At 62.0% G+C, this 23,485-nt stretch carries 18 protein-coding genes; 12 read left to right on the top strand and 6 right to left on the bottom strand.

Annotated features, from left to right (window positions below; translation table 11 throughout):
* The first annotated feature begins 24 nt into the window (after window positions 1-24).
* Window positions 25-888, top strand: a complete 864-nt coding sequence (locus ACN50D_RS09480) for an SDR family NAD(P)-dependent oxidoreductase (protein WP_007730535.1) — start codon at window positions 25-27, stop codon at window positions 886-888.
* A gap of 27 nt (window positions 889-915) precedes the next feature.
* On the opposite strand, the gene ACN50D_RS09475 is transcribed toward ACN50D_RS09480, so the two are convergent.
* The 3 genes from ACN50D_RS09475 to ACN50D_RS09465 form a co-directional block, all read right to left on the bottom strand.
* Window positions 916-2,412, bottom strand: coding sequence for an MFS transporter (locus ACN50D_RS09475; RefSeq protein WP_249343022.1), 1,497 nt, complete (start codon window positions 2,410-2,412; stop codon window positions 916-918).
* A gap of 154 nt (window positions 2,413-2,566) precedes the next feature.
* Window positions 2,567-4,030, bottom strand: coding sequence for an aldehyde dehydrogenase family protein (locus ACN50D_RS09470; RefSeq protein ID WP_211921685.1), 1,464 nt, complete (start codon window positions 4,028-4,030; stop codon window positions 2,567-2,569).
* Window positions 4,031-4,123: 93 nt separating this feature from the next.
* The gene (locus ACN50D_RS09465) at window positions 4,124-5,014 is read right to left on the bottom strand and encodes a LysR family transcriptional regulator (RefSeq protein WP_003943104.1); all 891 of its coding nucleotides are present in this window, start codon (window positions 5,012-5,014) and stop codon (window positions 4,124-4,126) included.
* Window positions 5,015-5,138: 124 nt separating this feature from the next.
* Between ACN50D_RS09465 and ACN50D_RS09460 the strand changes: the two genes are divergently transcribed.
* The 4 genes from ACN50D_RS09460 to ACN50D_RS09445 all read left to right on the top strand — a co-directional run bounded on the left by ACN50D_RS09460 (window position 5,139) and on the right by ACN50D_RS09445 (window position 9,789).
* Window positions 5,139-6,506 carry an NAD(P)/FAD-dependent oxidoreductase gene (locus ACN50D_RS09460; RefSeq protein ID WP_003942969.1) on the top strand — a complete coding sequence of 456 codons (1,368 nt, stop codon included), beginning with the start codon at window positions 5,139-5,141 and terminating at the stop codon, window positions 6,504-6,506.
* A gap of 49 nt (window positions 6,507-6,555) precedes the next feature.
* The gene (locus ACN50D_RS09455) at window positions 6,556-7,308 is read left to right on the top strand and encodes an IclR family transcriptional regulator (RefSeq protein ID WP_003943227.1); all 753 of its coding nucleotides are present in this window, start codon (window positions 6,556-6,558) and stop codon (window positions 7,306-7,308) included.
* Window positions 7,309-7,406: 98 nt separating this feature from the next.
* Window positions 7,407-8,597, top strand: coding sequence for a 4-hydroxybenzoate 3-monooxygenase (locus tag ACN50D_RS09450; protein ID WP_211921683.1), 1,191 nt, complete (start codon window positions 7,407-7,409; stop codon window positions 8,595-8,597).
* A 322-nt stretch (window positions 8,598-8,919) separates the two neighbouring features.
* On the top strand, window positions 8,920-9,789 hold the full coding sequence (locus ACN50D_RS09445; RefSeq protein WP_007730547.1) for a TIGR03619 family F420-dependent LLM class oxidoreductase: 870 nt from the start codon (window positions 8,920-8,922) through the stop codon (window positions 9,787-9,789).
* A gap of 44 nt (window positions 9,790-9,833) precedes the next feature.
* Here ACN50D_RS09445 and ACN50D_RS09440 read toward each other — a convergent pair whose 3' ends face one another.
* Together ACN50D_RS09440 and ACN50D_RS09435 are read right to left on the bottom strand one after the other, a co-directional pair.
* Complete coding sequence (locus ACN50D_RS09440; RefSeq protein WP_211921682.1) at window positions 9,834-11,156, bottom strand: ClC family H(+)/Cl(-) exchange transporter; 1,323 nt, start codon at window positions 11,154-11,156, stop codon at window positions 9,834-9,836.
* A 114-nt stretch (window positions 11,157-11,270) separates the two neighbouring features.
* Complete coding sequence (locus tag ACN50D_RS09435; RefSeq protein ID WP_042451547.1) at window positions 11,271-11,891, bottom strand: LysE/ArgO family amino acid transporter; 621 nt, start codon at window positions 11,889-11,891, stop codon at window positions 11,271-11,273.
* A gap of 75 nt (window positions 11,892-11,966) precedes the next feature.
* On the opposite strand from ACN50D_RS09435, the gene ACN50D_RS09430 reads away from it, so the two are divergent.
* From ACN50D_RS09430 to ACN50D_RS09410, 5 genes are all read left to right on the top strand, one after another.
* Window positions 11,967-12,860, top strand: coding sequence for a LysR family transcriptional regulator ArgP (locus ACN50D_RS09430; RefSeq protein WP_003943053.1), 894 nt, complete (start codon window positions 11,967-11,969; stop codon window positions 12,858-12,860).
* 148 nt (window positions 12,861-13,008) lie between these two features.
* Complete coding sequence (locus tag ACN50D_RS09425) at window positions 13,009-14,481, top strand: class I adenylate-forming enzyme family protein (RefSeq protein WP_054826947.1); 1,473 nt, start codon at window positions 13,009-13,011, stop codon at window positions 14,479-14,481.
* A gap of 85 nt (window positions 14,482-14,566) precedes the next feature.
* On the top strand, window positions 14,567-16,414 hold the full coding sequence (locus ACN50D_RS09420) for a DUF3556 domain-containing protein (protein WP_211921681.1): 1,848 nt from the start codon (window positions 14,567-14,569) through the stop codon (window positions 16,412-16,414).
* The gene (locus ACN50D_RS09415) at window positions 16,411-17,844 is read left to right on the top strand and encodes a phytoene desaturase family protein (protein WP_064443602.1); all 1,434 of its coding nucleotides are present in this window, start codon (window positions 16,411-16,413) and stop codon (window positions 17,842-17,844) included. Before ACN50D_RS09420 ends, ACN50D_RS09415 begins: the two co-directional genes overlap by 4 nt.
* A gap of 35 nt (window positions 17,845-17,879) precedes the next feature.
* Window positions 17,880-19,169, top strand: coding sequence for a PucR family transcriptional regulator (locus ACN50D_RS09410; protein ID WP_054187007.1), 1,290 nt, complete (start codon window positions 17,880-17,882; stop codon window positions 19,167-19,169).
* A gap of 91 nt (window positions 19,170-19,260) precedes the next feature.
* Here the strand turns inward: ACN50D_RS09410 and ACN50D_RS09405 are convergent, their stop codons facing one another.
* Window positions 19,261-20,571 (bottom strand): HNH endonuclease signature motif containing protein, encoded by a 1,311-nt coding sequence (locus ACN50D_RS09405; RefSeq protein WP_211921680.1) that lies wholly within the window; start codon window positions 20,569-20,571, stop codon window positions 19,261-19,263.
* A gap of 115 nt (window positions 20,572-20,686) precedes the next feature.
* On the opposite strand from ACN50D_RS09405, the gene ACN50D_RS09400 reads away from it, so the two are divergent.
* Both ACN50D_RS09400 and ACN50D_RS09395 read left to right on the top strand, forming a co-directional pair.
* The gene (locus ACN50D_RS09400; protein WP_058226863.1) at window positions 20,687-21,994 is read left to right on the top strand and encodes an SWIM zinc finger family protein; all 1,308 of its coding nucleotides are present in this window, start codon (window positions 20,687-20,689) and stop codon (window positions 21,992-21,994) included.
* Complete coding sequence (locus tag ACN50D_RS09395) at window positions 21,991-23,475, top strand: DUF5691 domain-containing protein (protein WP_054187534.1); 1,485 nt, start codon at window positions 21,991-21,993, stop codon at window positions 23,473-23,475. The genes ACN50D_RS09400 and ACN50D_RS09395 overlap by 4 nt, the downstream gene beginning before the upstream one ends.
* Window positions 23,476-23,485: the final 10 nt, after the last annotated feature.

The raw sequence follows: 23,485 nt of genomic DNA, 5'->3' as shown, positions 1-23,485 counted from the left end.
GGCGACACAACCCGAGGAGTGGAGATGTCCCACGCTGAACGCCGGTTCGGTACCGGCACGGCCGTCGTGACCGGTGCGGGGGCCGGTATCGGTGCAGGGTTCGCCCGTCACCTTGCGCGGCTGGGAATGACGGTGGTCGTTGCCGACATCGACGAGGAGCGTGCGTCGCTCGTCGCCGAGGACATTCGCGCGGCCGGTGGGAGAGCTGACGTCCATGGGGTGGACGTAGCGGATGCCGATGCCGTGAAGAGGATGGCGGACAATGTGTTCGATCGTCACGGCAGCGTCGAGTTGCTGGTCAACAATGCCGGAGTGGAGACGGCCGGGTTGCTGTGGGAAGTCAGTGGTGCGCGGTGGAGACGGTTGATGGAGATCAACGTCGACGGCGTCTTCTATTGCCTTCGTGCTTTCGTGCCATTGATGTTGAAGGTGGGTAAGCCGGCGTGTGTGGCTAATCTGTCTTCTGTCGGCGGGATCAACAGCGCCGCGGTGCAAGGACCGTACATCGTCAGTAAGTTCGCGGTGCTGGCGATGACCGAGAGCTTGCACCAAGATCTGTCGTTGGTCGACTCTCCGATTCAGGTCAGTGCTGTTGTTCCACACTCGATCCGGAGTGAGATCTTTCGTGCGGCCCAGCGTGACGCGCCGACTACGAACGTCACGGCAAACGCTGTCTTCGATGCAATGCAACAGGCGAACGTCGAATCCGGACTCGACCCGCTCGATGCCGCCGAGCACATGACCGAAGCAATAGCGCGTGGGGACTTCTGGGTGTTCTCCGACGACGACGCGTGTCGGCAGTTCACCGACCGCCGAGCCGCTCAGCTTCGAGACCTGCTACCTCCCGCCGATCCTCGCACAATGCTCACACGCATGGGCATCTCGTGAATGCGGAGCTGTTCGGAGCAGGCCTGTTCACGTGCTGCCGTTGACAGACGTCGACGCACTCTTGGGGAGGCCTGACCAACCCACCAGGCCGACCAGAGCGAAAGCTACGGCGGCAGTGACGAAGGTGACGGTGAAGGCGGATTCGCTGGGCAGAGCGGATACGCCCTCTGGCAGGTTCGCGATGGTCATCGAGGCGAGAATCGTAGTCACCACTGCACTGCCCATGGCGCTGCCGGTGGAACGGGAGATCGAGTTGATGCCGTTGGCTATTCCACTCTGGTGTCGCGGAACGCTCGACATGATGATCGCGGGCATGGCCGCGTAGCCCAGGCTCACGGCGGCGCCGATCACGATGCCGGCACCGATGACCGACGCGGTGTGCGTGTGGTCGTACGCGAGCCAGGCGAACGGCACCGCACCACAGATGGCGGTGAGTCCCAGGACGAAGCGTGGCCCACGCACTCTGATGAGCCGCCCACCGATCGGTGCTGCGATCAGCGAGGCAATCGCACCCGGCAGCAGGAATTCCACCGACGCACGCAGAATGCTGGCGTCGAATCCGTATCCCGTGAGGGCGTGGGGAAGCTGCACGAGATAGGAGATGCCCAGGAAGTTGGCGAACATTCCGAAGCCCAGCATGACCCCCGCCAGATTCGCCATCATCACGGGCCGGTGGACGAACATTCGCATGTCGACCAGTGGTTCGTCGACGATCTTCTCGATCCAGACCCAGACTGCGAACATCACGATCGAGCCCAGGAAAACACCGATGGTCACGGGTGAGAACCAACCCCATTGGTGGCCTTGCGAAATCGACAACAGGAGCAGAAGGAGTGCAGCGCCCAGGCTCAGCGCGCCGATGACGTCGACGCGCCCGCCGCTCTTGTGCTTGGTTGCCGGAACCAGCGTGATGACGGCGACGAGGGCAAGCAACGCGAACCCGGTGGCCATCCAGAAGGCGTTGCGGTAGTCGGCATCCGGAGCCGATGTGAGAAGTCCGGTGGCTACGAGGGCGAGCCCGCTGCCGAATGCGAGAGTTCCGCTGACCAATGCCATCGCGCCGGGAAGCTTGTGTGGGCGGACCTCTTCGCGCAGGACCGACAGAGCCAGCGGGAAGATGGCGGTGGCGGTCCCCTGGAGGACGCGTCCGAGGATGAGAAGTGGCAGATTGTGTGCCAGTGCGGCGACGATCGAACCGATGACCATGACGACCAGAACGCCGACCAGCGTGCGCTTCTTGCCGTGCTGATCGCCGTAGCGGCCCAACAGGGGAGTGAAAACGGCGGCCGACAGCAACGTCGCCGTCGTCACCCAACTGATGCCGGCCGCGGATGCGCCCAGATCGGACTGAATACGCCCCAAAATCGGGACGGGCAGTGTCTGCATCATCGAGACGATCATCGCGGCCAGGCTGAGCGCCCCGATGATGACGGCCTCGCGGCGCGGCGATGTTACGACGGATACATCCGGGGTGTCGTGGACCGTTGGCTGCGCAGCGCTGTCGGTCGTCACTGAATTCGTCAAGTGGGTCCTTCTCGGGAATTACAAGAGAAATTGCTTAATGTGCCGAAGTAATTTTCTCTGGATGGTAAGTCCGCGAGATCGATCCCGTCAATGCTGGTCAGTGAGCCCCTGGGGTCAGTTCGGTGTATTCAGGACCAACTCGGCGTGTTCCGGACTAGAAGGGGTAGACCGGGAGTGCGCTCTGCGCAGTCACCCACTGCGTTTCGGTGAAGGCGTCGAGGTTTGCGCCGATACCGCCGACGCGGCCACCGTTACCCGAAGACGCCATACCGCCGAACGGGATGACTGCTTCGTCGCCGACGGTCTGATCGTTGATGTGTACGAGGCCGGTGGGGATTTGTTGGGCGAGCTCGAGCCCTCGCATGGCGTCGGAGGTCAGAATGCCCAGTGACAGTCCGTACTCGGAATCGTTGGCCATGGCGACGGCCTGTTCGACGGTGGCGAAGGAGGTGACCGGTGCGACTGGCCCGAAGACTTCGTCGGCGAATGCCGGCGCGGTGAGTGGGGTGTCGGCCAGCACGGTGGGCCGGTAGAAGAGATCCTCGTAGGTGCCGCCGGCCGCCAGTTTTGCTCCGGCCGCGATGCTTCCGGTGACCAGGGAGTGGATGTGGTCGCGTTGTCCGGCGTCGATGATGGGTCCGAGTGCGACCTGACCGGTGAACGGGTCGCCTACCGGAAGCTTGTCGGCGTGTTCGGCAAGGAGTGCGGTGTAGTCGGCGGCGATACTTTCGTGGACGAGTTGGCGGCCGGTGGTCATGCAGATCTGCCCCTGGTGCATGAAGGATCCGAAAGCGCCTACAGATGCGGCCTTTTCGAGGTTGACGTCGTCCATGACGATCAGTGCGTTGTTTCCCCCGAGCTCGAGGTGTGCTCGTTTGAGATGGCGGCCCGCCAGTTCACCGACAGCGCGTCCTGCCCGGGTCGACCCGGTGAATGCGATGACGCGAACGCTCGGATGAACCACGATTGCCTCACCGGCGTCAGCGCCACCCGGCAGCATGCCGAACACTCCGGCAGGCAGACCGGCTTCTTCGAAGATGCGGGCAAGAACCACACCGCCACAGATCGCCGTGCGCGGATCAGGCTTGAGGATCACCGAATTGCCCAGTGCCAGTGCGGGAGCGACTGCACGGATCGACAGAATGATCGGGAAGTTGAACGGTGCGATGACACCGACGGTGCCGACGGGGACGCGACGAGAGAAGCTCAGCCGCGGTTGCTCCGAGCGCAGCACCTCGCCGACGGGGTGTGCGGCCAAAGCTGCTGCGTTGTAGCACTCTTCGGCAGCGGTGTGGGTTTCCAGTCCGGCTTTGGCGGGAATGCTGCCGGCCTCGCGGATTACCCATTCGCCGATTTCGTCGGCGTACTGCTCGAACAGTTGACCGGCGCGGCGTAGAACGGCGGCTCGTTCGGTGTACGGCCTTGCTGCCCAATCCTTCTGAGCTGCAGCAGCTTTTGTTGCAGCGGCTGCCACGTCGTCTGGTGTTGCCATGCCGACCGTCGTCAACTGCTTGCCGGTGGCCGGCTCGACGACAATACGATCGTCGGCGCTACCGCGAACCCATTCGCCGTCGAAGATCTTCGATTCCCACACAGGTTCGCTCAGCAAACGCGTCATGGCCGCTCCTCGGTAAAGGGATGCAACCGCGCGCCGCATCACATGGTTGTGCACCACGTTGCTCCGTGAGGGGAGTCGATCGCCATCGCACTTTCACTCAGTGAAAGACGGATTCATGGCGTCCTTGAGCGCTTGGATCAGATCGGCGAACTCGGTCGAGTGGGTGGCGCCGCTTCGGGTCACTCCCGAGACGGGAATTCGCAAGCGGCCGTGCGATTCTCGCATGAAGCTGATGCCGGCGCGTGGAGATTCGCCTGCGGTGATCGAATACAGGAGGGTCCAGGCGCGCGGGTTGGTGATCACGTCCAGCGTGGCTGTGTGATCGCTCGGAATTGCAGGGCCCAGTTGGACGCGTCGATCTATCTCGCGGAACGCGTCCTCGACCACCTTGTGAATGAGCACCTGGCTTTGGCGCGGCGGCAGGAGCAGGGGGTATGCGGCCAGATCATTGAGGTCGACGCTTTGCTGGCCGGCCAGGGGGTGCCGGCTCGACATGACGACCAGGAGATCTTCGACGCCGAGGTCCAAGGGTTCGAGTCCGGGGCGGTCGACGCCGCCGCGAATCAGCGCGATGTCGGCGTCACCGGAGGCCACGGCGTCCATGCGGTGGGCAAAGCTCTTGATGACGAACTCGACGTCCAGGTCCGGATGAAGTTCGCGCACGTGTGCGATGGCGTCCAGCGTCTGAGCGGCGAAGCTCATGTTTCCGGTGATCCGGATCCGGGCTCGTGGGTCGCGTGCGACGGAGTAGGCCATCGTTTCGAGGCTGAGGACCTGCTGCGCGATGGGCACGAGTCGCGATCCTGCCGGGGCAAGGCGAACGGCTCGGGTCGAGCGTTCGAAGAGTGTCGCGCCAAGCTCCTTCTCCAGTCGGGCGACCTGATGGCTGATCGCCGACTGCGAGATGAAGCAGCGCTCGGCAGCGCGACTGAAGCTCAGTTCCTCGCTCACGACGAGGAAGTACTTGAGTTGGCGGAAGTCCATGAGGACAGCTTACTTATGAGCAATCGAGATAACAGTCTTGCGAATACTCCAGCTAGCTGGACCCGACCCATGATCAGTCCATACCGTAATAGTCATACTTTCAATTTGGTTGAGGAGATTTGTTGTGGATAGAACAGCTGCGGGTCGCGCTGACATCGACGCGACTGGACACGAGCAGACTCAGGTAGTCATCGTCGGTTCGGGATTCGGAGCCCTCGCCGCGGCCAAGACTCTCGCGAAGTCCAAGACGCCGTTCGTCCTCATCTCCGCCACCACCGAGCACCTCTTCCAGCCGCTGCTCTACCAGGTGGCGACGGGCGTTCTGTCGGCAGGCGAAGTTGCTCCGCCCATCCGCACGATCCTGCAGAAGTACCCCAACGCCGACGTGCGTCTCGGTCGCGTCGTCGAGGTCAACGCCGAAGAGAACACCGTCGTCTACGAGGCTTCGGGCACCCGCCACACTCTCGGATACCGCTCGCTCATCGCAGCAACCGGTGCCACCCAGGCGTACTTCGGTCATGACGAGTTCGAAAAGGTCACCTACAAGCTCAAGACCGTCGAGGATGCCGAGGTCCTGCGTAAGCAGATCCTGCGTTGCTTCGAAGAGGCTCACACCACCAACGACGCGCTGGTTCGCCGCAACCTGCTCAGCTTCGTTGTCGTCGGTGCAGGCGCGACCGGCGTCGAGCTCGCCGGACAGATCAAGGAACTGGCGCGTCGCTACTTCGCCAAGTCCATCAACAACATCAGCGCCGACGAGGTCACGGTCACCATGGTCGAGGGCGCGGGCGTTGCGCTTCCGGCCTTCGGCGGCAAGCTCAGTGAGTACACACAGGCCTCGCTCGAGAAGTCGGGTGTCGAGGTTGTTCTCAACACTATGGTCACCGCCATCGACGAGCACGGTGTCACCGTCTCTTCGGCAAAGACCAAGGAAGAGAAGCGCATCGACGCCGAGACCGTCATCTGGTCGGCCGGTGTTCGCGCCAACGACTTCGCAGCAGTGCTCGGCGAGGCGACCGGTTGTGAGAGTGACCGTGCAGGTCGTCTGCTCATCAATCCGGACTTGACCGTCGGCGGGTTCGCCAACGTCTTTGCCATCGGCGACATGACTTCGCTGAACGGTCTGCCGGGTCAGTCGCCCGTTGCAATGCAGGGTGGCCGTCATGCAGCGAAGACTGTGAACGGAAAGGTCAAGGCCGGAACGCCTTTCAAATACTTCGACAAGGGCAGCATGTCGATCATCAGCCGATTCAGCGCTGTGTGTCGCGTCCGCAAGGTCGAGTTCAAGGGCACGATCGCCTGGTTCATGTGGCTGGCCGTGCACGTGATGTATCTGGTGGGCTTCCGCAACCGGTATGTCGCTGTGATGTCGTGGTTCGGTTCGTTCATCGGTCACCGTCGTCCGCACTTCCACTACGCGCAGGAGCCGATGAAGATCGAGGCCACGCCGCCGGTGACCGAACGCGAACCGGAATTGGCGCACTCCGCGTAGCTTCGCACCGCCTGAACACGTTTCGCCTGATGTCAGTCACACTGTGTGAATGGCATCAGGCGAGCGTTCGTTGATCGGCCGGGCATTTATCGTGCTCGGTGCCTTCGACGCGAAATCGCCGCGGTTGACGCAGTCGGAGATCAGTCGTCGCAGCGGTTTGCCTCTGCCCACCGTCCATAGACTGTGTGGGCAGTTGGTGGCTGAGGGCGCACTCGAGCGTCGGAGTGACGGCAAGTACCAGGTCGGAGTCCGGTTGTGGGAGATCGGCGCTCTCGCTCCCGGCGCTCACGGCCTACGGCAGGTGGCGTTGCCGTTCCTCGAAGACCTGTACGAGGTCACCCGAGAGAACGTGCAGTTGGTCGTTCGTGAGGGCACCGAGGCTCTGTACCTCGAGCGCTTGTCCTCGCGTAGCGCCGTCACCGTGGTCGGCCGTGCCGGCGGAAGATTGCCGTTGCATGCGTCCAGCGGTGGATTGATTCTCCTCGCGCACGGCGGAACCGAGCTTCTCGACGACGTCCTTCGCGCCGGCCTCGAGTCGTTCACTCCCAAAACCATTACTTCCGAGCGGATTTTGCGAGCAACTCTCGACGAGATCAGGCGCGCCGGATTCGTGGTCTGTCGTGAGTATCTGAACGTCGGAACCCTTGCCGTCGCCGCTCCTGTCCGCGAAGCCGGGGGCAGTGTCGTGGCAGCGGTCTCGACAGTTGTTCCGGTGGAGCAGGATCCGGCTCCTTTACTGCCCGCGTTGGTCGCGGCCGCCCGTGGAATATCACGCGGGCTTGGTAGCGGTGGGTTTCGATAGCTCGTTTCGGTCTTTCACTGAGTGAAATTGCAGCTGTTCAGAGGAGTGATCGTGGTCGAGGGTGGTCTCAATCGTCACTCACCTCAGGAGCTCTCTGTATGTCTTCTTCACGCACCCAGGTCGGAATCGTCGGTGGTGGTCCCGCCGGGTTGATGCTCTCGCATCTGTTGCATCTGAAGGGAATCGATTCGGTTGTCCTGGAATGCCGCACCCGCGAAGAGGTAGAAGGCACCATTCGTGCCGGCGTGCTCGAACAGAACACGGTTGATCTCATGGTCGAGACCGGACTCGGTGATCGACTGAGGCGGGAGGGCCTCGAACATCACGGAATCGAGTTGCGATTCGGTGGACGAGGGCACCGAATCGCGTTCGACGAACTGACCGACGGGCGAGCAGTCACGGTGTATCCGCAACACGAGGTGCTCAAGGATCTGATCGCGCGGCGTCTCGCTGACGGCGGGGACATTCGATTCGGAGTGTCCGGCGCGCAAGTACACGATCACGAATCGGATCGCCCGAGTATCAAATTTGTCGACTCGGACGGAAATGATCAGAAGCTCGAGTGCGCCCTGGTGGCCGGTTGCGACGGTTCACGCACCGGAACGCGAAAGCTGATTCCCGAACCGTCGATCCGAACGGATCATTTCCGCCAGTATCCCTTCGCGTGGTTCGGCATCCTGGCCGAGGCGCCGCCGTCGTCCGAAGAACTGATCTATGCCAACCATGAGCGCGGGTTTGCACTGATCAGCACACGGACGCCCGAGGTACAGCGTCATTACCTTCAGGTCGATCCGGACGACTCCGTGGACAACTGGTCCGACGATCGAATCTGGGACGAGCTGCACATGCGCGTCGACGGTGAGGGGGCGGAGATCAAGGACGGCAGGATCTTTCAGAAGTCGATCCTCCAGTTCCGCAGCTTCGTGTGTGAGCCGATGCAGCACGGCAACCTGTTTCTTGCAGGGGATGCGGCGCACACCGTGCCGCCGACCGGCGCGAAGGGAATGAATCTCGCGATCGCCGACGTCTACGCACTGGCGAAGGCAATGGACGGTTTCTTCACCTCGTCCGACCGAAAGATGCTGGACGGGTACACCGAAACGGTGTTGCCGCGTGTGTGGCGGACGCAGCACTTCTCGTGGTGGATGTCGTCGATGCTCCATCGCTTGCCAGACGACAGCGGTTTCGGGCATCGCCGACAGTTGGCCGAGTTGGACATGGTCACGCGTTCGGTGGCCGGACGAACGCTGATCGCCGAGAACTACGTCGGAACTCCCTTGCATCAGTAGGCCGATTCGCAGGTTGCACGGTGCGAAATCAGGGGGAGTGGGGTGCCAGGTGTCACCAGGACCCCGAAGTTCTTGGTATGTGTCCGCCTGGCGGGAAGCCGCCGAGCCGAAGTAGCGGGAGCTTTGTAACCTCGAACACGTCCTTGTCCAACCGAGGGTGGCTGATGCTTCGACCGCACTGCGGGGGAGTTGTCGTATGACTGAGCGTTGCAAGAAGTGACTGTTCAGGATCCACTGTCTCCCAAGCCGATCGGTGCGAACCGACTTCGAGCTCATCGAGGCACTTCAGTCGCTCCGGTCAACTGAACAGAGGGATCTTCCGATGAAGTTCAGCCTCGCCGTGGCGATGATTCCCCTCTCTCAACTCGTTGCACTTGCGAAAGTGGCCGAAGAATGCGGCTTTTCTTCGATCACGATGCCCGACTCACTGTTCTTTCCCGAGCGGGGCGCTACCGGGTATCCGTATACCGCTGACGGTGTGCGGATGTGGGACGCGAAGACACCATTTGTAGACCCCATGATTGCCGCGGCCTTCATGGGACCCGGAACGTCGAAGATTCGCTTTTATCCGCAGGTGCTCGAGCTCAGCTCACGCAATCCTCTGCTGCTGGCAAGCCAGGTGGGGTCGGTCGCGAATCTGACAGGAGGCCGCTTCGGTCTCGGGGTCGGTGTGGGCTGGGCGCCAGAGGAATTCGAGTGGTGCGGCGCTTCCCCCAAGGATCGAGGCCCACGAGTCGACGAGATGCTCGAGGTACTGCGACTGGTTCTAGGCGGCGGTATGGTCGAACATCACGGCAAGTTCTTCGACTTCGACAGGCTGCAGATGAGCCCGGCGCCGATCGATCCCGTCCCCATCTACATCGGAGGACATTCCGCGGCCGCATTGCGCCGTGCAGCGCGAGTGGGTGACGGTTGGACCTCGGCTACAGTCTCTTTCGCTGATCTGCAAGCTCTCATCGCGAGGATCGGCGTCCTGCGGGTCGAGTACGGGCGCGCCGAGTCCCCGTTCGAAATTCAGGCCGTCTGCGCCGATCGCTTCGGTCTCGACGGCTCCCTGGAACTGGCCGATAGCGGAGTGACGGAATCGATCGTCATTCCTTGGGCCATGTACGGCCTCGGGTTCGACTGCGACCTGGAAGCGAAGAAAGATGCGGTACGCAGGTTCTCCGAGGAAGTCATCTGCAAATTCTGAAATTCACGTAGCGCACCCGTGCTGCAATGACCCGTGTGCGGGGATCAATCCGTATGCGGGCGTTGCGGCTCCAACATCCGTTCGCGCAGACTGTCGTAGATAGGTGCCGACCCTGCCGACGTGGTGACGAATACCGCTGCCGCAGTGGCAGCGAGCATCGGGACCAGCGTCGACGTCACCGCGGTCATTTCGACCACGATCACGATGCCGGTGAACGGTGCGCGTACTACGGCGCCGAAGAAGGCCGCCATACCGACGGTGACCATGGTGACCGTGAGCCCGGCGTCCACTCCGGGCACGAAGCTCGACAGTCCGGTGAAGATCGACCCCCAGAGCGCGCCGAGAGCGAGTAAGGGAGCGAACAGTCCGCCGGGAGTTCCAGCGGCATACGAGAGCGGGCCGGTGAAGAACCGAACCACCAAGTACAGCAGCAGGATCGGCAGTACGAAGGTCCTTCCGCCGACGATCATCTGTGCAAGAACGTCGCCGCCCCCACTGGCCAACGGGTCGAGGAACAGCGTCAGGCCGATGACGGCGCCGATCGTTGCGCCGATGACAGTCGGCGGGATCTTGTCGAGCCGTGCCACGATGTCGAGTAGTCCCAGAATCAGGCGGTTGTACGCAATACCCAGTAGCCCCGTGAGGATTCCGAAGACGACGAACAGTGGCAAGAATGTGAGTTGAGGGGTCGGGACGGTGCCGACCTCGAAATCGGGTTGATCACCGATGACGATCCGTGCACAGCCCACCGCCACTGAAACACCGAAAAGCGTTGGCAGCACGGTGCGCAGCCGGAACGAGTGCGTCACCTCCTCGCAGACGAACAGTGCCCCCGCGATCGGCGCGTTGAATGCGACAGCGAGTCCTGCTCCGGCCGTGGATGTTTGCAGCATGGCGACGTCGGGTTCGGTGAGGCGGGCTCGCCGTCCCGCTTCTGCTCCGATCGCCGCACCCATGTGTACGGTGGGGCCTTCACGACCGAGAACCAGACCGGAGCCGATCGCCAAGAGGCCGCCGATGAATCTGGCGGGCACGAGATTGATTCCCGGCGGTTTCGCTTCACCGCGGGACACCGCCTCGACGTGCTGGATGCCGCTTCCCTTTGCGAGGGGCACTCGTCTGACGATCAGTACGGCAAGTACGGTGCACAGGGCCACCAGGAGGACCGGCACGAGCCACCCGACGTACGGAACGTGATGCGCCCAGTTCACGATCGCCTGACGAAGTTCGTCGGCCCTGATCAGACACCAACGGAACGCGCCGCCGACAAATCCGACCCCGACGCCGGCGACCGCAGCGAGTAGACACAGCAAACCCAGTCCGCGGTTGGAGTCACGCGGTTCGGTGCCGCCATCGTCCTCGGTCATCGTGATCAGCCCTACCTGATGGTCACAACTCGCGACAGGTGAATTGAGCTTCCTCACCTTGGACGGTAACCCATCGCGCTACCCGCAGGGTCGGATCGAGGTTGTGCAGCCTGGTCACAATTCGACAAGCAGGCTGATTCCGAGAACCGCCATCATCACGGCGATCAGAGCATCGAGAACCCGCCAGGCGTTGGGTTTCGCAAAAAGCGGCGTCAGCAGACGTGCGCCGTAACCGAGGGCGCCGAACCAGACCACACTTGCCGTGATGGCACCGGCTGCAAACCACCAACGTCCGATCTCGCCGCGACCGTTGGCGATAGAACCCATGAGCACCACGGTGTCGAGGTACACGTGTGGATTGAGCCAGGTGAGAGCCAATGCCATCGTGACGGCGGCAAGCCTCGACCCGTTGCCATGTCGATCCGGCGCCAACGTCTGGGGGTGAAGTGCCCGCTTGGCGGCGAAGAGCGCATAGCTGAGGAGGAAAACGGCGCCGGCGATACGAACGAACGTGATCATCGACGGTGCGTGTTCGAGGAGGGTCCCGATTCCGCTGACGCCCGCGAGGATCAGAATTGCGTCTGACAACGCGCACACTGCGACGATCGGGAGTACGTGTGATCGCGTCAGGCCTTGACGAAGAACAAACGCATTCTGGGCGCCGATTGCGACGATCAAAGACAGTCCGACCCCGAAACCGACGAGGGCCGACGCAGGGTCGTTGGTGCTGAGCATGTCGTCGAGCCTGCCGCTCGGATTTTAGTCAGTCCAGCTAATGATTCTTAGGATGCATCAGAGTAGCTTCAGATTATGTTGGATTTCGAGCAACTGAGGGCATTGCACGCCGCGGTCGACGAGGGAACCTTCGAGGCGGCGGCGCGGAAGTTACACATCACGCCTTCGGCGGTCAGCCAACGAATCAAAGGTCTCGAGACCTCGGTTGGCCGGATCCTGGTGCAGCGCACCAAACCCATCCGGGTCACCGATTCGGGGAGAGAAGTCCTGCGTCTTGCCCGTCAGATAGACGCACTGTCGCGTGACACCGTGCGAGAACTCGGCCTTGAAAATGGTTCAGGGATGTTTGCACGCGTCTCGATCGCGGTCAATGCCGATTCGCTGTCCACCTGGGTTCTCGGGGCCCTCGCGGAGTTCACGCAAGAAGTCGGTTTCGATTTTCATCTCGACGATCAAGACCACACCACCGAACTACTGCGCGACGGTTCGGTCATGGCTGCCGTCACCTCTGTTGCGTCACCGATTCAAGGGTGTACCTCCAGCCGTTTGGGCATCATGCGGTATCGGCCGATGGCGAGTGCGGAGTTCTGCCGTCGTTGGTTCGCAGACGGTGTCACGGCCGAATCCCTTTCGGAGGCACCGCTGGTTGTGTTCAATCGCAAGGATCTACTGCAGGATCGCTACCTCGATCAAAAGGTCGGCCACCCCGCCGATCCGCCCCGTCATCTTGTTCCTTCATCGGCAGACTTCGCGGACGCCGTCAGGCGGGGATACGGCTGGGGATTGATACCGGACCTGCAGCGCGGCGACGACGATCGCTCCGGCGTGCTGATCGGATTCGATCCGGACTTCGTGGACGATGTTCCGCTGTACTGGCAGCAGTGGAAACTGTCGTCACCTGTCTTGCGCCGGATCTCCGAGGTGGTGACCAGACGCGCCCACGAGGTGTTGCATCAGCCGTCGAGCTGATGTGCACCGCACGTGCGGTGTTGTGCTCGGGCGGTGTTGTGCTCAGGGAACAAAGAACCTGGACAAGTTGATCCCCTGGGACCGTTTCTTCGGCCGCAGGACGCCGATAGTGTTTTGAGTCACACACGAATGAAAGGTGCTGACTCTCGTGGCGAACATCGGATATCTGGCTTGGGATCTTGCAGAGAAGTACGGGCAGAAGCCGTGCTTGCGGGACGACCACGTCGAACTCACGTATGAAGAGTTCGCAGATCGCACGGAAGCTGTTGCCGCGCAATTGGCTGGACTCGGAATCGGCCTCGGTGACGTGGTGGCGATCATGCTGCCCAATCGCGTCGAGTTGCTGATCGCGATCATGGCTGCCTGGCGCATCGGTGCTGCCGCTACACCCATCAATCCGATGTTCACCGCGAACGAAGCGGACTACCAGATCGCGGACTCCGGGGCCGAGTTGGTCATCACCGCCACTGCCGACGCACCCTCGGGCGGCCGCGCAGTGTTGGCTGTCGAGGATCTGGCGACAGTGCCGCCGACCGATCCCCGACCCGGAATCGATGTTGCAGCAGACGATCTGGCGTTGCTCATCTACACCAGCGGCTCCACCGGACGGCCCAAGGGAGTGATGCTGACTCATGCCAACCTGCAGTTCATGGCTTCGTCGATGGGCAAGAACATCGGTGTTACCGGCGCGGATCACTGCCTGCTGATTCTGCCGCTGTTCCATGTCAACGCGATCTGCGTCAGCGTCTTGACGCCCTTACTTGTCGGCGGACAGGTGAGTGTCACCGGGAAGTTCTCGGTTTCGAGATTCTTCGACGACGTCGCGCGGCTTCGCCCCACGTATTTCTCGGCGGTGCCGGCAATCTACGCGATGCTGACCTCACAGCCGGAAGACCCTTCGATCGACACGTCGTCCTTGAGGTTTGCCGTGTGCGGTGCGGCGCCGATCAGCAAGGAACTCCTCGAACGCGCTGAGCAGCGTTTCGGTTTCGTGATCGTGGAAGGTTACGGACTCACCGAGGGGACCTGTGCATCGGCCTGCAATCCTGTGGACGGCGTGCGCAAACTCGGTACGGTCGGCCCGGCGTTGCCCGGCCAGCAGATTTCCATTCTTGCCGAGGACGGAACCTTTGCGCCCGCCGGGACTGCCGGAGAGGTGGTCATCAAGGGTGGCAACGTGATGCGTGGCTATCTGGGTAAGCCGGAGGAAACTGCGAAGACCGTCAAGGATGGTTGGTTGCATACCGGTGACGTCGGAGTCCTCGACGAGGACGGCTACCTGACCCTGGTCGATCGCATCAAGGACATGATCATCCGTGGGGGAGAGAACATCTACCCCAAGGAGATCGAAAACTCGCTCGCTACACACCCTTCCGTGCTCGAGGCAGCCGTCATCGGCGCTCCGCACCAGGTCTACGGAGAGGTGCCAGTTGCCTATGTTGTCGCCTACCCCGATGCGCCCGTCACCGAAGACGAACTGCTCGAACATGTCACGGCCTTGCTCACCCGAGTAAAGGTGCCAGTGGCGATCTACGTCGTCGATGCGCTTCCCCGAAACCCGGTGGGCAAGATCGACAAACCTGGAATGAGACGAGCTCTGAGCGCAACTCCCGCTCACTAGTCACTTCCCCGTAGTACCAGCACAACTCGACGACGTCCGTCGAGTCGATCCGTCATGCCCACATTCCGTATTTCAGGAGCAAATCATGGGATTCAAAGAAGGAAACTTCCCTCCCGTCGATCCGGCAACGTTCATGGACAAGCCGTTTCTCGAGCGTCTGCGTGACATGTCCACGCACTGGGTGGATTACGGCTTCGGTACGCCGAAGATGGTCCACACCGTCTACATCATGAAACTGTTGTTCCTCTACCTGGCAGCTGGAACAGCCGTTGCCACTTTGACTTCCGGCCTCTCGTGGTTCGACATCGGATCGTGGTGGAACCAGCCGATCGTCTACCAGAAACTCATCATCTGGACGATGATGCTCGAGATGCTGGGCTTGGCAGGATCCTGGGGACCGCTCGCCGGCCACTTCAAGCCGATGACCGGTGGAGTTCTCTACTGGCTCCGCCCCGGCACGATTCGTCTGCCACCGTGGCCGGGCAAAGTGCCGCTCACCTCGGGTGACACCCGCACGGTGTTCGACGTCTTCATCTATGCCGCCGCAGTCGCCAATCTCCTTGTTGCCGCTGTTCTCCCCGGTGTTCACACCACAGGAATCGATTCGGCAATCGCTGACAATGCCGGACTGGTGCGCCCGACGGTCTTGTACTCCTTCCTGGTACTCATGGTGATTCTCGGGTTGCGGGACAAGGTGCCCTTCATCGCTGCCCGTAGTGAGCAGTACCTGCCGGCGATCTTCTTCTTCACATTCCTGCCGTTCGTCGACATGATCCTGGCGCTCAAACTGCTGATCGTCATGGTGTGGATCGGTGCCGGTGTCTCGAAGTTCGGTCGCCATTTCTCGCTGGTGGTTCCTCCGATGCTCAGCAATACCCCGTGGATCCCGTCAAAGAAGATCAAGCGCGCCCACTACCGGAATTTCCCGGAGGATCTGCGGCCTTCACACCTGGGCGGCGGCGTCGCACACGTGGCCGGAACGATGGTCGAAATCGTCACCCCGTTGCTACTGCTGTTCTCGACCAACAAGACCCTCACGATCCTCGCCGTGATCCTCATGGTCGGATTCCATCTGTTCATCGCGTCGACCTTCCCGCTTGCCGTCCCACTCGAATGGAATCTTCTGTTCGCCTACGCCTCGGTCTTCCTGTTCCTGGGATTCCCGGCATGGGACGGCTACGGACTCGGCGCCATGTCCTCACCGTGGATCACCGCGGGAATTGTTGCAGCCCTTGCCTTCTTTCCCATTCTCGGAAACCTTCGACCGGATCTGGTGTCCTTCCTGCCGTCGATGCGCCAGTACGCCGGCAACTGGGCATCCGCGACGTGGGCATTCGCGCCGGGCGCTGAAGCCAAGATCGACCAGTTCATCAAGCGTCCGTCGCCGGATACGCGCAATCAGTTGATGACGATGTACCCCGAAGATGTGTCCGATGTCGTTCTGCATCAGCTGTTGGGCTGGCGTTCCATGCACAGCCAGGGGCGTGCGCTGTTCTCTCTGATGATCAGGCACCTCGGCGACGACATCAACACGTACTCACTGCGGGAAGCAGAGTTCATGTGCAACTCCATCGTCGCCTTCAACTTCGGTGACGGGCACCTGCACGACGCGAAGTTGATCGCAGCCATTCAGCGTCGCTGCAATTTCGCACCCGGTGAGTTCCTGGTGACCTGGATCGAATCGCAGCCCATCCACAAGGGAACGCAGGAGTACCAGGTGATCGATGCCGCTCTCGGTGTCATCGAACGAGGTACTTTCAAGGTCGCCGACGCAGTCGCCGAACAGCCGTGGTTGCCGAACGGGCCCATTCCGTTCGACGTTCAGTGGACACTGGACGTACGGGCCGACCGCGCGGCAACGGATCCGCAGGTTGTCTCCGAACCGAAGATGCGTACGAGGGTCAGCGGTAGCGAGCAAGAGGTGAGTAAGTGACAAAGGCCGTAGTCGTCGGCAGCGGGCCCAATGGGCTCGCTGCCGCGGTACACCTCGCACGTAGCGGTGTGGACGTGCAGGTGCTCGAGGCTGCCGACCAGATCGGCGGAGGCACCCGCTCCGGTCCGATCGACGTGCCGGGGTTGATCCATGATCACTGCTCGGCGTTTCACCCGATGGGTATCGGCTCGCCGTACCTGTCCAAGCTGGACCTCGAGCGATACGGGCTGATCTGGAGATGGGCAGAGGTGGACTGCGCGCATCCGCTCGACAACGGGGACGCCGGGGTTCTGTACCGCTCGCTGGAGCAGACGGCTGCGGGACTCGGCGCTGACGGGCCTCGATGGCAACGCATGTTCGGTGACTTGTCGACTGGGTTCGATGCGCTGGCGTCCGATCTGATGCGCCCGATCGTCAATGTTCCGCACCATCCGCTGCGGCTCGCAGCTTTCGGTCCGCGAGCGCTGCTTCCGGCAACGGTGACCGCGAAGTTGTGGAAGACGGACAAGGGGAAGGCGCTGTTCGGCGGGGTTGCCGCACACGCCTTCTATCCACTCAACCGTCCGGCCACCTCGGCGGTGGGATTGATGATCACTGCTGCTGGTCACCGCTACGGTTGGCCGGTTGCCGAGGGAGGTTCGCGGTCGATCACCGACGCGATGGCTGCGATGCTCCTCGATCACGGCGGCAAGATCGACACCAGCGTTCGGGTTCGTACGGTCTCCGAGATTCCGGACGCCGATGTTGTTCTGCTGGATGTCAATCCGGGGGGTGCGCTCGAAATTCTGGGCGATCGACTCCCTGGTCGAGTGGCGAGGGCCTATCGAAAGTTCAAGCAGGCTCCCGGAGCATTCAAGGTCGATTTTGCGATCGAAGGTCATGTGCCGTGGACCAATCCGGACTGTGGTCGGGCCGGAACTGTGCATCTGGCAGGTGGTTTCGACGAAATCGTGGCCGCTGAGCGTGAGACGAATTCAGGCCGTATGCCGGACCGGCCGTTCGTGCTCCTAGGTCAGCAATACCTGGCTGATCCCACCCGATCTGCCGGGAACGTTCATCCGCTGTATGCCTATGCGCACGTGCCTCACGGTTACGCCGGCGACGCTACGGAGGCGATCATCCGTCAGATCGAGAGGTTTGCGCCAGGATTCCGGGAGCAGATTGTCGCGACGTCGAGCAGTGGTACAGCTGACCTGGCAGAGGACAATCCGAATCAGGTAGGCGGCGACATCATCGGAGGTGCCAACACCGAACTGCAGGTTGTCTTGCGTCCGCGCGTCGCAGTCGATCCGTACAGCACGGGGATCGCGGGCACTTACCTGTGCTCGGCCTCGACCCCGCCGGGTGCCGGAGCACATGGAATGTGCGGGTACAACGCAGCCGAATCGGCTCTGAAGTACCTGCGACGAAAGGGTGCGGAAGTTCTGTGAGTAGTCCATCGCACAAGGAGCGAGGCGCCGGTGCGATGCGGCGCCTCGCCCGAGTGCCTGCAGCCGCGGAGCCGGAAGTGCTTGCGGTGGTTGCCGAGTTGGCACGACGACTCGACGAGCGCAGCGCCGACATCGCGCGTGAGATGGCCTTCATGATGGCTCACGAAATCGACCAATTGGATGCAGACGCCAAATTGCTCGAAATGCTCGAGGCCAGCGTGCAGGGAAACATCACGACGATCATCCACGTATTGGCCAACGACATTCCGATCGATCATCTCCAACCCACCACTGCTGCAGTGGAATACGCTCTGCGTCTGGCGCAGCGGGATGTCCCGTCCAACTCCCTTGTCCGGGCCTATCACATGGGCCAAGGCGATCTGATGCGGATCTGCCACGACGAGATCAGCACACTGGATATTCCGGCGCGACTCACTTTGGCTGTCCTGAAACACACTTCGGACGTGGTCTACAGCTACATCGACTGGATCACGCTCTACGTCTTCGACGCGTACGAGCGGGAACGCAGTCGATGGATGGCAGCGCAGGGAAACCTCCATTCGGCCGCAATCCACGCCCTCCTGTCCGGCGCCAACGCAGATACCGCTGCTTTCGAAGCGGAGACCGGGTACCGCCTCGGTCAGAACCACGTCGCCCTGGTGGTCTGGTCGACGTGGGATGCCGACGTCATGGGCATCAATACGCTGGACCGACTCGTACGTGATCTCGGCGCAGCGGCGGGAGCGGACAAGCCGCCGATCATCACCGCCATCGATCGGCGCACGGTGTGGGCGTGGCTGCCGTTCGGTCGCCGGGTGCCTGCGCCGGATCCGGAGGTTCTCGCGGCGGCAGTGCCGTTGGACGGCGGGGCGCGGGTGGCAATCGGACTGCCGGGGTCAGGGGTCGACGGTTTCAAACGGTCCCACGAACAGGCAACCGCCGCCTATTCGGTTGCTGCCGTCCCGGATACACCGCAGCGACCTGTGGTGAGCTTCGGAGACCGCGGCGTCGCTGTGGTTTCACTTCTGTCCGAGAACATCGATTCGACGAAGTCATGGGTCTGGGAGGTGCTTGGCCCGTTGGCGGAAGATACGCCCTCTGCTGCATCCTTGCGGACGACGTTGAGTGTGTACTTTGCACATGGTGAAAGTCATCTGCACACTGCCAATCACATGAATCTGCACCGGAATACGGTGAAGTATCGCATCAACAAGGCGCTCGGCGATCCAGTTGCTGCCGGCCGAGACAAGTTGGATCTTGCTCTGGCCCTGCAGGTTTGTGAGTTGTTGGGCAGATCGGTCTTGCGCCCGGCCAAATCGTCGTGAGTCGTGGATGCGACACGGCCTGTGGGCTCCGTATCGGGGTTTGATGTCCGATGCGGAGCCTGGCCGTGTTCTGTTGTGCCTGAGGTTCTTCTCAGGTTTTGAAGGTGGTGTTCGCCGGCCGCGGGTGCTGCTGCGGGTCGATCGAGGGTGGCGGGATGAACCAGGGTTTGTTGTCGGCGCCGATGCGGATCGCCCATTTCCCGACGAACCCTGATTTGCGGTGCATCAGTCGGTGGTGTGAACGGCACAGCAGGACCAGGTTGTTCATCACCGTCGGGCCGCCGTTCGCCCAGTGCCGGATATGGTGCGCATCCGTCCAGGCAGGCACACATGAACACCCCGGGAACGCGCAGCCGCTGTCTCGGGCGATCAACGCCACTCGCTGTTCGGGGGTGACCAATCGTTTTCCGGGTTTCGCATCGAGCGGTGCGCCGTGATCGTCGAGCAGGACGGTGGAGAGGAAGCAGTCGCAGCCGAGGAGTCTGGTCTGTGACACGGACAGTGGTCCGAGCCAGGGCATGTGCCCGACATCAAGATCGGCCAGGTCCAGAGAGTCGTCATCACCCGAATCCGAAGACTGTGCGGCACAATCCCGATGCTCCGCCAGATCCCGAGCATTGATGTGCACGTTCACATGCGGACGCTGACCACCATCGGTACCGGTTTTCGCGCAGTCCAGATACCGGCGGATCAGTTCGGTGAACCCGTCCGCGGTGCGTTTCGCCGCCGACCGGGCATCCGGCGTCCCATCCGGTGCTGGGGTCGGCATCGTCAGACTCGACAACGCCGACAGCAACATCTCACCGGTGAGAGCGTCGAAATCACCACGCACCACCACTCGACCGTTCAAGGTCGACGCGATCCGCAACTCGTTGAGATCGACATCCTCGGCGGGCGGAATCTCATCCGATTCGAACAACCGCTCCAAGGTCGCGATCACGTTCCGCACCTTCGTCGTCGTCGCCTCCACACCCGACGCAGCAGCCAACAACAAATCGATGCACTTCGGGAGCGCCTCCTCCGGCATCCCCTTCGGCGGTGACTCGCAGAACGCCACGATCAACACAGCATGCTCGAACGAACAGTCCCCGCCATCGAACCGAGCCGCCACCGCCGGAAACGGCCGCAAAGCCGCACCCAACGCGGCGATCTTCTTCCCGTCCCGAACCTGCAACATCGTGTTGGCCGCCAACCAGGACCCCACACCGCGGCTGGCAATCACCTGATCATCCGGGCGCAACGACAACTCGTCGACCACAGCCACTCGAACGGCTTCCAGGCGCAGAATCTCCGCGCTCGCCGACACCGCAGCCGCACGTAACTCAGAAGCAGGTAACTGCCACAGAGGTCCGCGTAACCCCACCGCAGAACCAGACACCACGTCCGACAACAAGACACTCATTGAATCCCCCGATCCCCTCCCCAAATCATATTCGAATATGTGTTCGAGTCAAGGGGTAATTCCCAACGAATCGGCCTGACTCTGTGATGTCAGCGGGTTGTCATACTGTGGTCGAGTGACTTCGCCGTGGACAGCTGGGCAGGTGGCGTCGGTAGCTCCGGACGCCGCATCGCTAGCCGCTGCGCGCAAGTTGGCTGGTTCGTGGAGCCATGCCGGCAACAGGGGGCTCGCGCTCTGGGGGCTGTGTCAGGGCAGCGGCTCGAAGCCGTATCAAGCAGTGGTCGACCTGCGGGGCCCTGCATACAAGTGCTCGTGCCCCAGTCGAAAGTTTCCGTGCAAACATGCTCTGGGGCTGTTGGTGGAATGGTCGGAAGGGCGTGTGCCGTCGGCGGACGAGCCCGCCGACTTCGCGGCAGAGTGGTTGTTGCGCCGCGAGGAGAAGGCCGAGACCCGCGGCGAAAGGGCTGAGACCGGCGACGAGGCTCCCAAGAGGGCTCCCGACCCGGCGACAGCGCAGAAGCGCGCCGACCGCGTTGCGAGCGGGCTCGTCGAATTGGACCTGTGGATCACCGATCAGATCCGCAGTGGTCTGGCAGCGATGGACACATCCTGGGCGGGCTTCGACGCAGTAGCTGCTCGAATGGTGGATGCTCAGGCGCCTGGTGTCGCAGGCACACTTCGAGCCTTGGCGGGCACCGTTGCGTCTACCGAGAACTGGCCCGAGAAAGTCCTCGACGAGTTGGCTCGGTTGCACCTGCTGGTTGCTGCGCATCAGAAGCTGTCCGAGTTGCCGGAAGATCTTGCCCATTCGGTGAAAGCACACGTCGGCTATCCGGTCTCAACCGAGAGTGTGATGGAATCGATTCCGGTGAAAGAGAACTGGATGATTCTCGGTTCCGGGATCACCGAGGAGAAGCGACTGTTCACCCGAACGGTGTGGATGCTCGGCAGGAATTCGAAGCGGTGGGCCATGCTGCTCGACTTCTCCCACGGGTCACCCAATTTTGCCACCGAAACGCCGCCAGTCGGGTTTCTGCTCAACGCCGATGTTCATTTCTATCCCGGTGCCGCGGCATTGCGGGCGCGGATAGGGGTCACGCACGGAGAACCGGAGCCCTTCACAATCATGCCGTTCGGAAGCATCGACACTGCGTTGCAGCAGTTTACCGATGCCCTCGCCGCGGATCCATGGTTGCGCTCGTGGCCGGCAGTGATCAGTTCGGTGGTCCCGTCGTTCGTCGACGGATCATGGTTTGTCGTCGACGAATCGGGCACAGCGCTTCGGGCAGAGGGTGATTCGGATCTTCTGTGGAAGTTGCTCGGCATTTCCGGCGGTTACCCGGTCACAGTCTGCGGAACGTGGAACGCGCTGGCTCTTACTCCGATCTCGGTTTTCACGGGAGGGCAGGTGATCGTGCTGTGAGTACATTGATCTCAGCGGCGCTCCTTGGGACAGCCAGAACAGCAACAACATTCGAGGAGCTGCCGGCTGAAGTGCGTGGCTACGCTCGCGAACTCGACGGCGATCCTGCCGAGATGCTTCTCGCAGGAGCAGCGTTGGAGAGGGCGTACCGCCGTGGCGGTGCGGGCTCCACCACGGCGGCGGTGCCGACACCTGCGCCAGACGATGTTCGATTCACGCTGCCGGAATCCTCATCGGCGCATCTGCTGTCGATGCTCGCGGCCAAGGCGACCTTGCTCGACGAATGGTTCGCAGTCGCGTTGGAGCACAATTACCGTGCGCCTGATCATCTGGTCGCCGAGTTGCTTTCTTTTGCACGTGCAAGTGAAGCTCACCGGGAGAGCATCCTGCAGATTGTCGGCGAGCGTGGTCGATGGCTTGCCGCGCAAAACCCCGAGTGGAGCAAACTCGTCCGAACCAGGGATGCCAACCCGGACGTGTGGCGTCACGGAAGTTCGTCGCAGCGCACACAGTGGCTGATAGACACTCGTCGAACAGATCCCGCGCTGGCGCTGGCCGAACTCCGAAAGTCCTGGGCCACCGAGCGGGGCGAACAGAAGGCTGCCTTCGTCGCGGCGCTGGCAAACGGACTGAGCGCGGATGATCAACCATTGTTGGAGGAAGCCCTCGACGACCGTCGCAAGGACGTGCGACGCGCGGCAGTGGAAGTACTCGGACAACTCCCCGAATCGGAGTTCGGGGAGAGAATGGCTGCTCGGGTTCGGAAATGGGTGCGGGTGGAACGGAAACTCGTTCGGTCCACGCTCGTCATCGTCCCGCCTGAGGAAGTCGATTCAGCGGCGAGGCGAGACGGCATCGAAGACCGGCCGAATCCACACACCGACTATCGTGCCGAGTATGTGCGGCAGGCGATCAGTTCTGCGCCGTTGTCTCTGTGGAACAACATGATCGGTGGACCAGGCAAGGTCTTGGGGATGGGCGTTGACGAAAGCTGGGAGCCGATCCTTCACGACGCGTGGTCCACCGCCGCAGTCGCGCAGAACAATACGGAATGGGCGCTGGAACTCTTTCGTATGCGCGGCACCGCAACCGATCGACGCGTGCTCCCGTTGGTGCAGGCCAAGGCGCTGGCTGATCTGTTGAGGTCCGGAAACGGCGACGCCAATGTTCTGCACCCGGGCCGGGCAGCGATCTACGACGCTCTGCGAGGTCCATGGCCCGAGGACATCACCCGGGCAGTGGTAGCCCAGTGGGAACGAGTTGCGGCTAGACGTGCCGACGGAGGCGCCAAGGCCGGCGAATTCTCACGCTACAAGTACGTCGCATCGCTGCGCCTGGCCGAGACTCGATTTCCTTACAGCGCAGTAACTTTGCTGGAGCGTGCGGCGGAGCGTGCTCGTGACCCCGACTGGCGGCAAACCTTCGCCAGAACTGCCAGTGCCATCACCCACCGCAAGACTCTGCTCGAGGAGCTCAAGTGACTGACAGCGT

The organism is Rhodococcus sp. SB1D (assembly GCF_048573875.1).
Lineage (GTDB): Bacteria > Actinomycetota > Actinomycetes > Mycobacteriales > Mycobacteriaceae > Rhodococcus_F > Rhodococcus_F qingshengii.
Note: the sequence above shows the minus strand (reverse complement) of the source record. Positions and strands in the feature narration are given on the sequence as shown.

What these genes read in the sequence shown, in the direction of transcription:
- ACN50D_RS09435 (WP_042451547.1), bottom strand. Translation starts at nt 11,891, where the DNA reads ATGCTCAGCACCAACGACCCTGCGTCGGCCCTCGTCGGTTTCGGGGTC.
- ACN50D_RS09445 (WP_007730547.1), top strand. Translation starts at nt 8,920, where the DNA reads ATGAAGTTCAGCCTCGCCGTGGCGATGATTCCCCTCTCTCAACTCGTT.
- ACN50D_RS09440 (WP_211921682.1), bottom strand. Translation starts at nt 11,156, where the DNA reads ATGACCGAGGACGATGGCGGCACCGAACCGCGTGACTCCAACCGCGGA.
- ACN50D_RS09420 (WP_211921681.1), top strand. Translation starts at nt 14,567, where the DNA reads ATGGGATTCAAAGAAGGAAACTTCCCTCCCGTCGATCCGGCAACGTTC.
- ACN50D_RS09470 (WP_211921685.1), bottom strand. Translation starts at nt 4,030, where the DNA reads ATGACGCGTTTGCTGAGCGAACCTGTGTGGGAATCGAAGATCTTCGAC.
- ACN50D_RS09410 (WP_054187007.1), top strand. Translation starts at nt 17,880, where the DNA reads ATGCGGCGCCTCGCCCGAGTGCCTGCAGCCGCGGAGCCGGAAGTGCTT.
- ACN50D_RS09465 (WP_003943104.1), bottom strand. Translation starts at nt 5,014, where the DNA reads ATGGACTTCCGCCAACTCAAGTACTTCCTCGTCGTGAGCGAGGAACTG.
- ACN50D_RS09455 (WP_003943227.1), top strand. Translation starts at nt 6,556, where the DNA reads ATGGCATCAGGCGAGCGTTCGTTGATCGGCCGGGCATTTATCGTGCTC.
- ACN50D_RS09450 (WP_211921683.1), top strand. Translation starts at nt 7,407, where the DNA reads ATGTCTTCTTCACGCACCCAGGTCGGAATCGTCGGTGGTGGTCCCGCC.
- ACN50D_RS09430 (WP_003943053.1), top strand. Translation starts at nt 11,967, where the DNA reads ATGTTGGATTTCGAGCAACTGAGGGCATTGCACGCCGCGGTCGACGAG.
- ACN50D_RS09405 (WP_211921680.1), bottom strand. Translation starts at nt 20,571, where the DNA reads ATGAGTGTCTTGTTGTCGGACGTGGTGTCTGGTTCTGCGGTGGGGTTA.
- ACN50D_RS09480 (WP_007730535.1), top strand. Translation starts at nt 25, where the DNA reads ATGTCCCACGCTGAACGCCGGTTCGGTACCGGCACGGCCGTCGTGACC.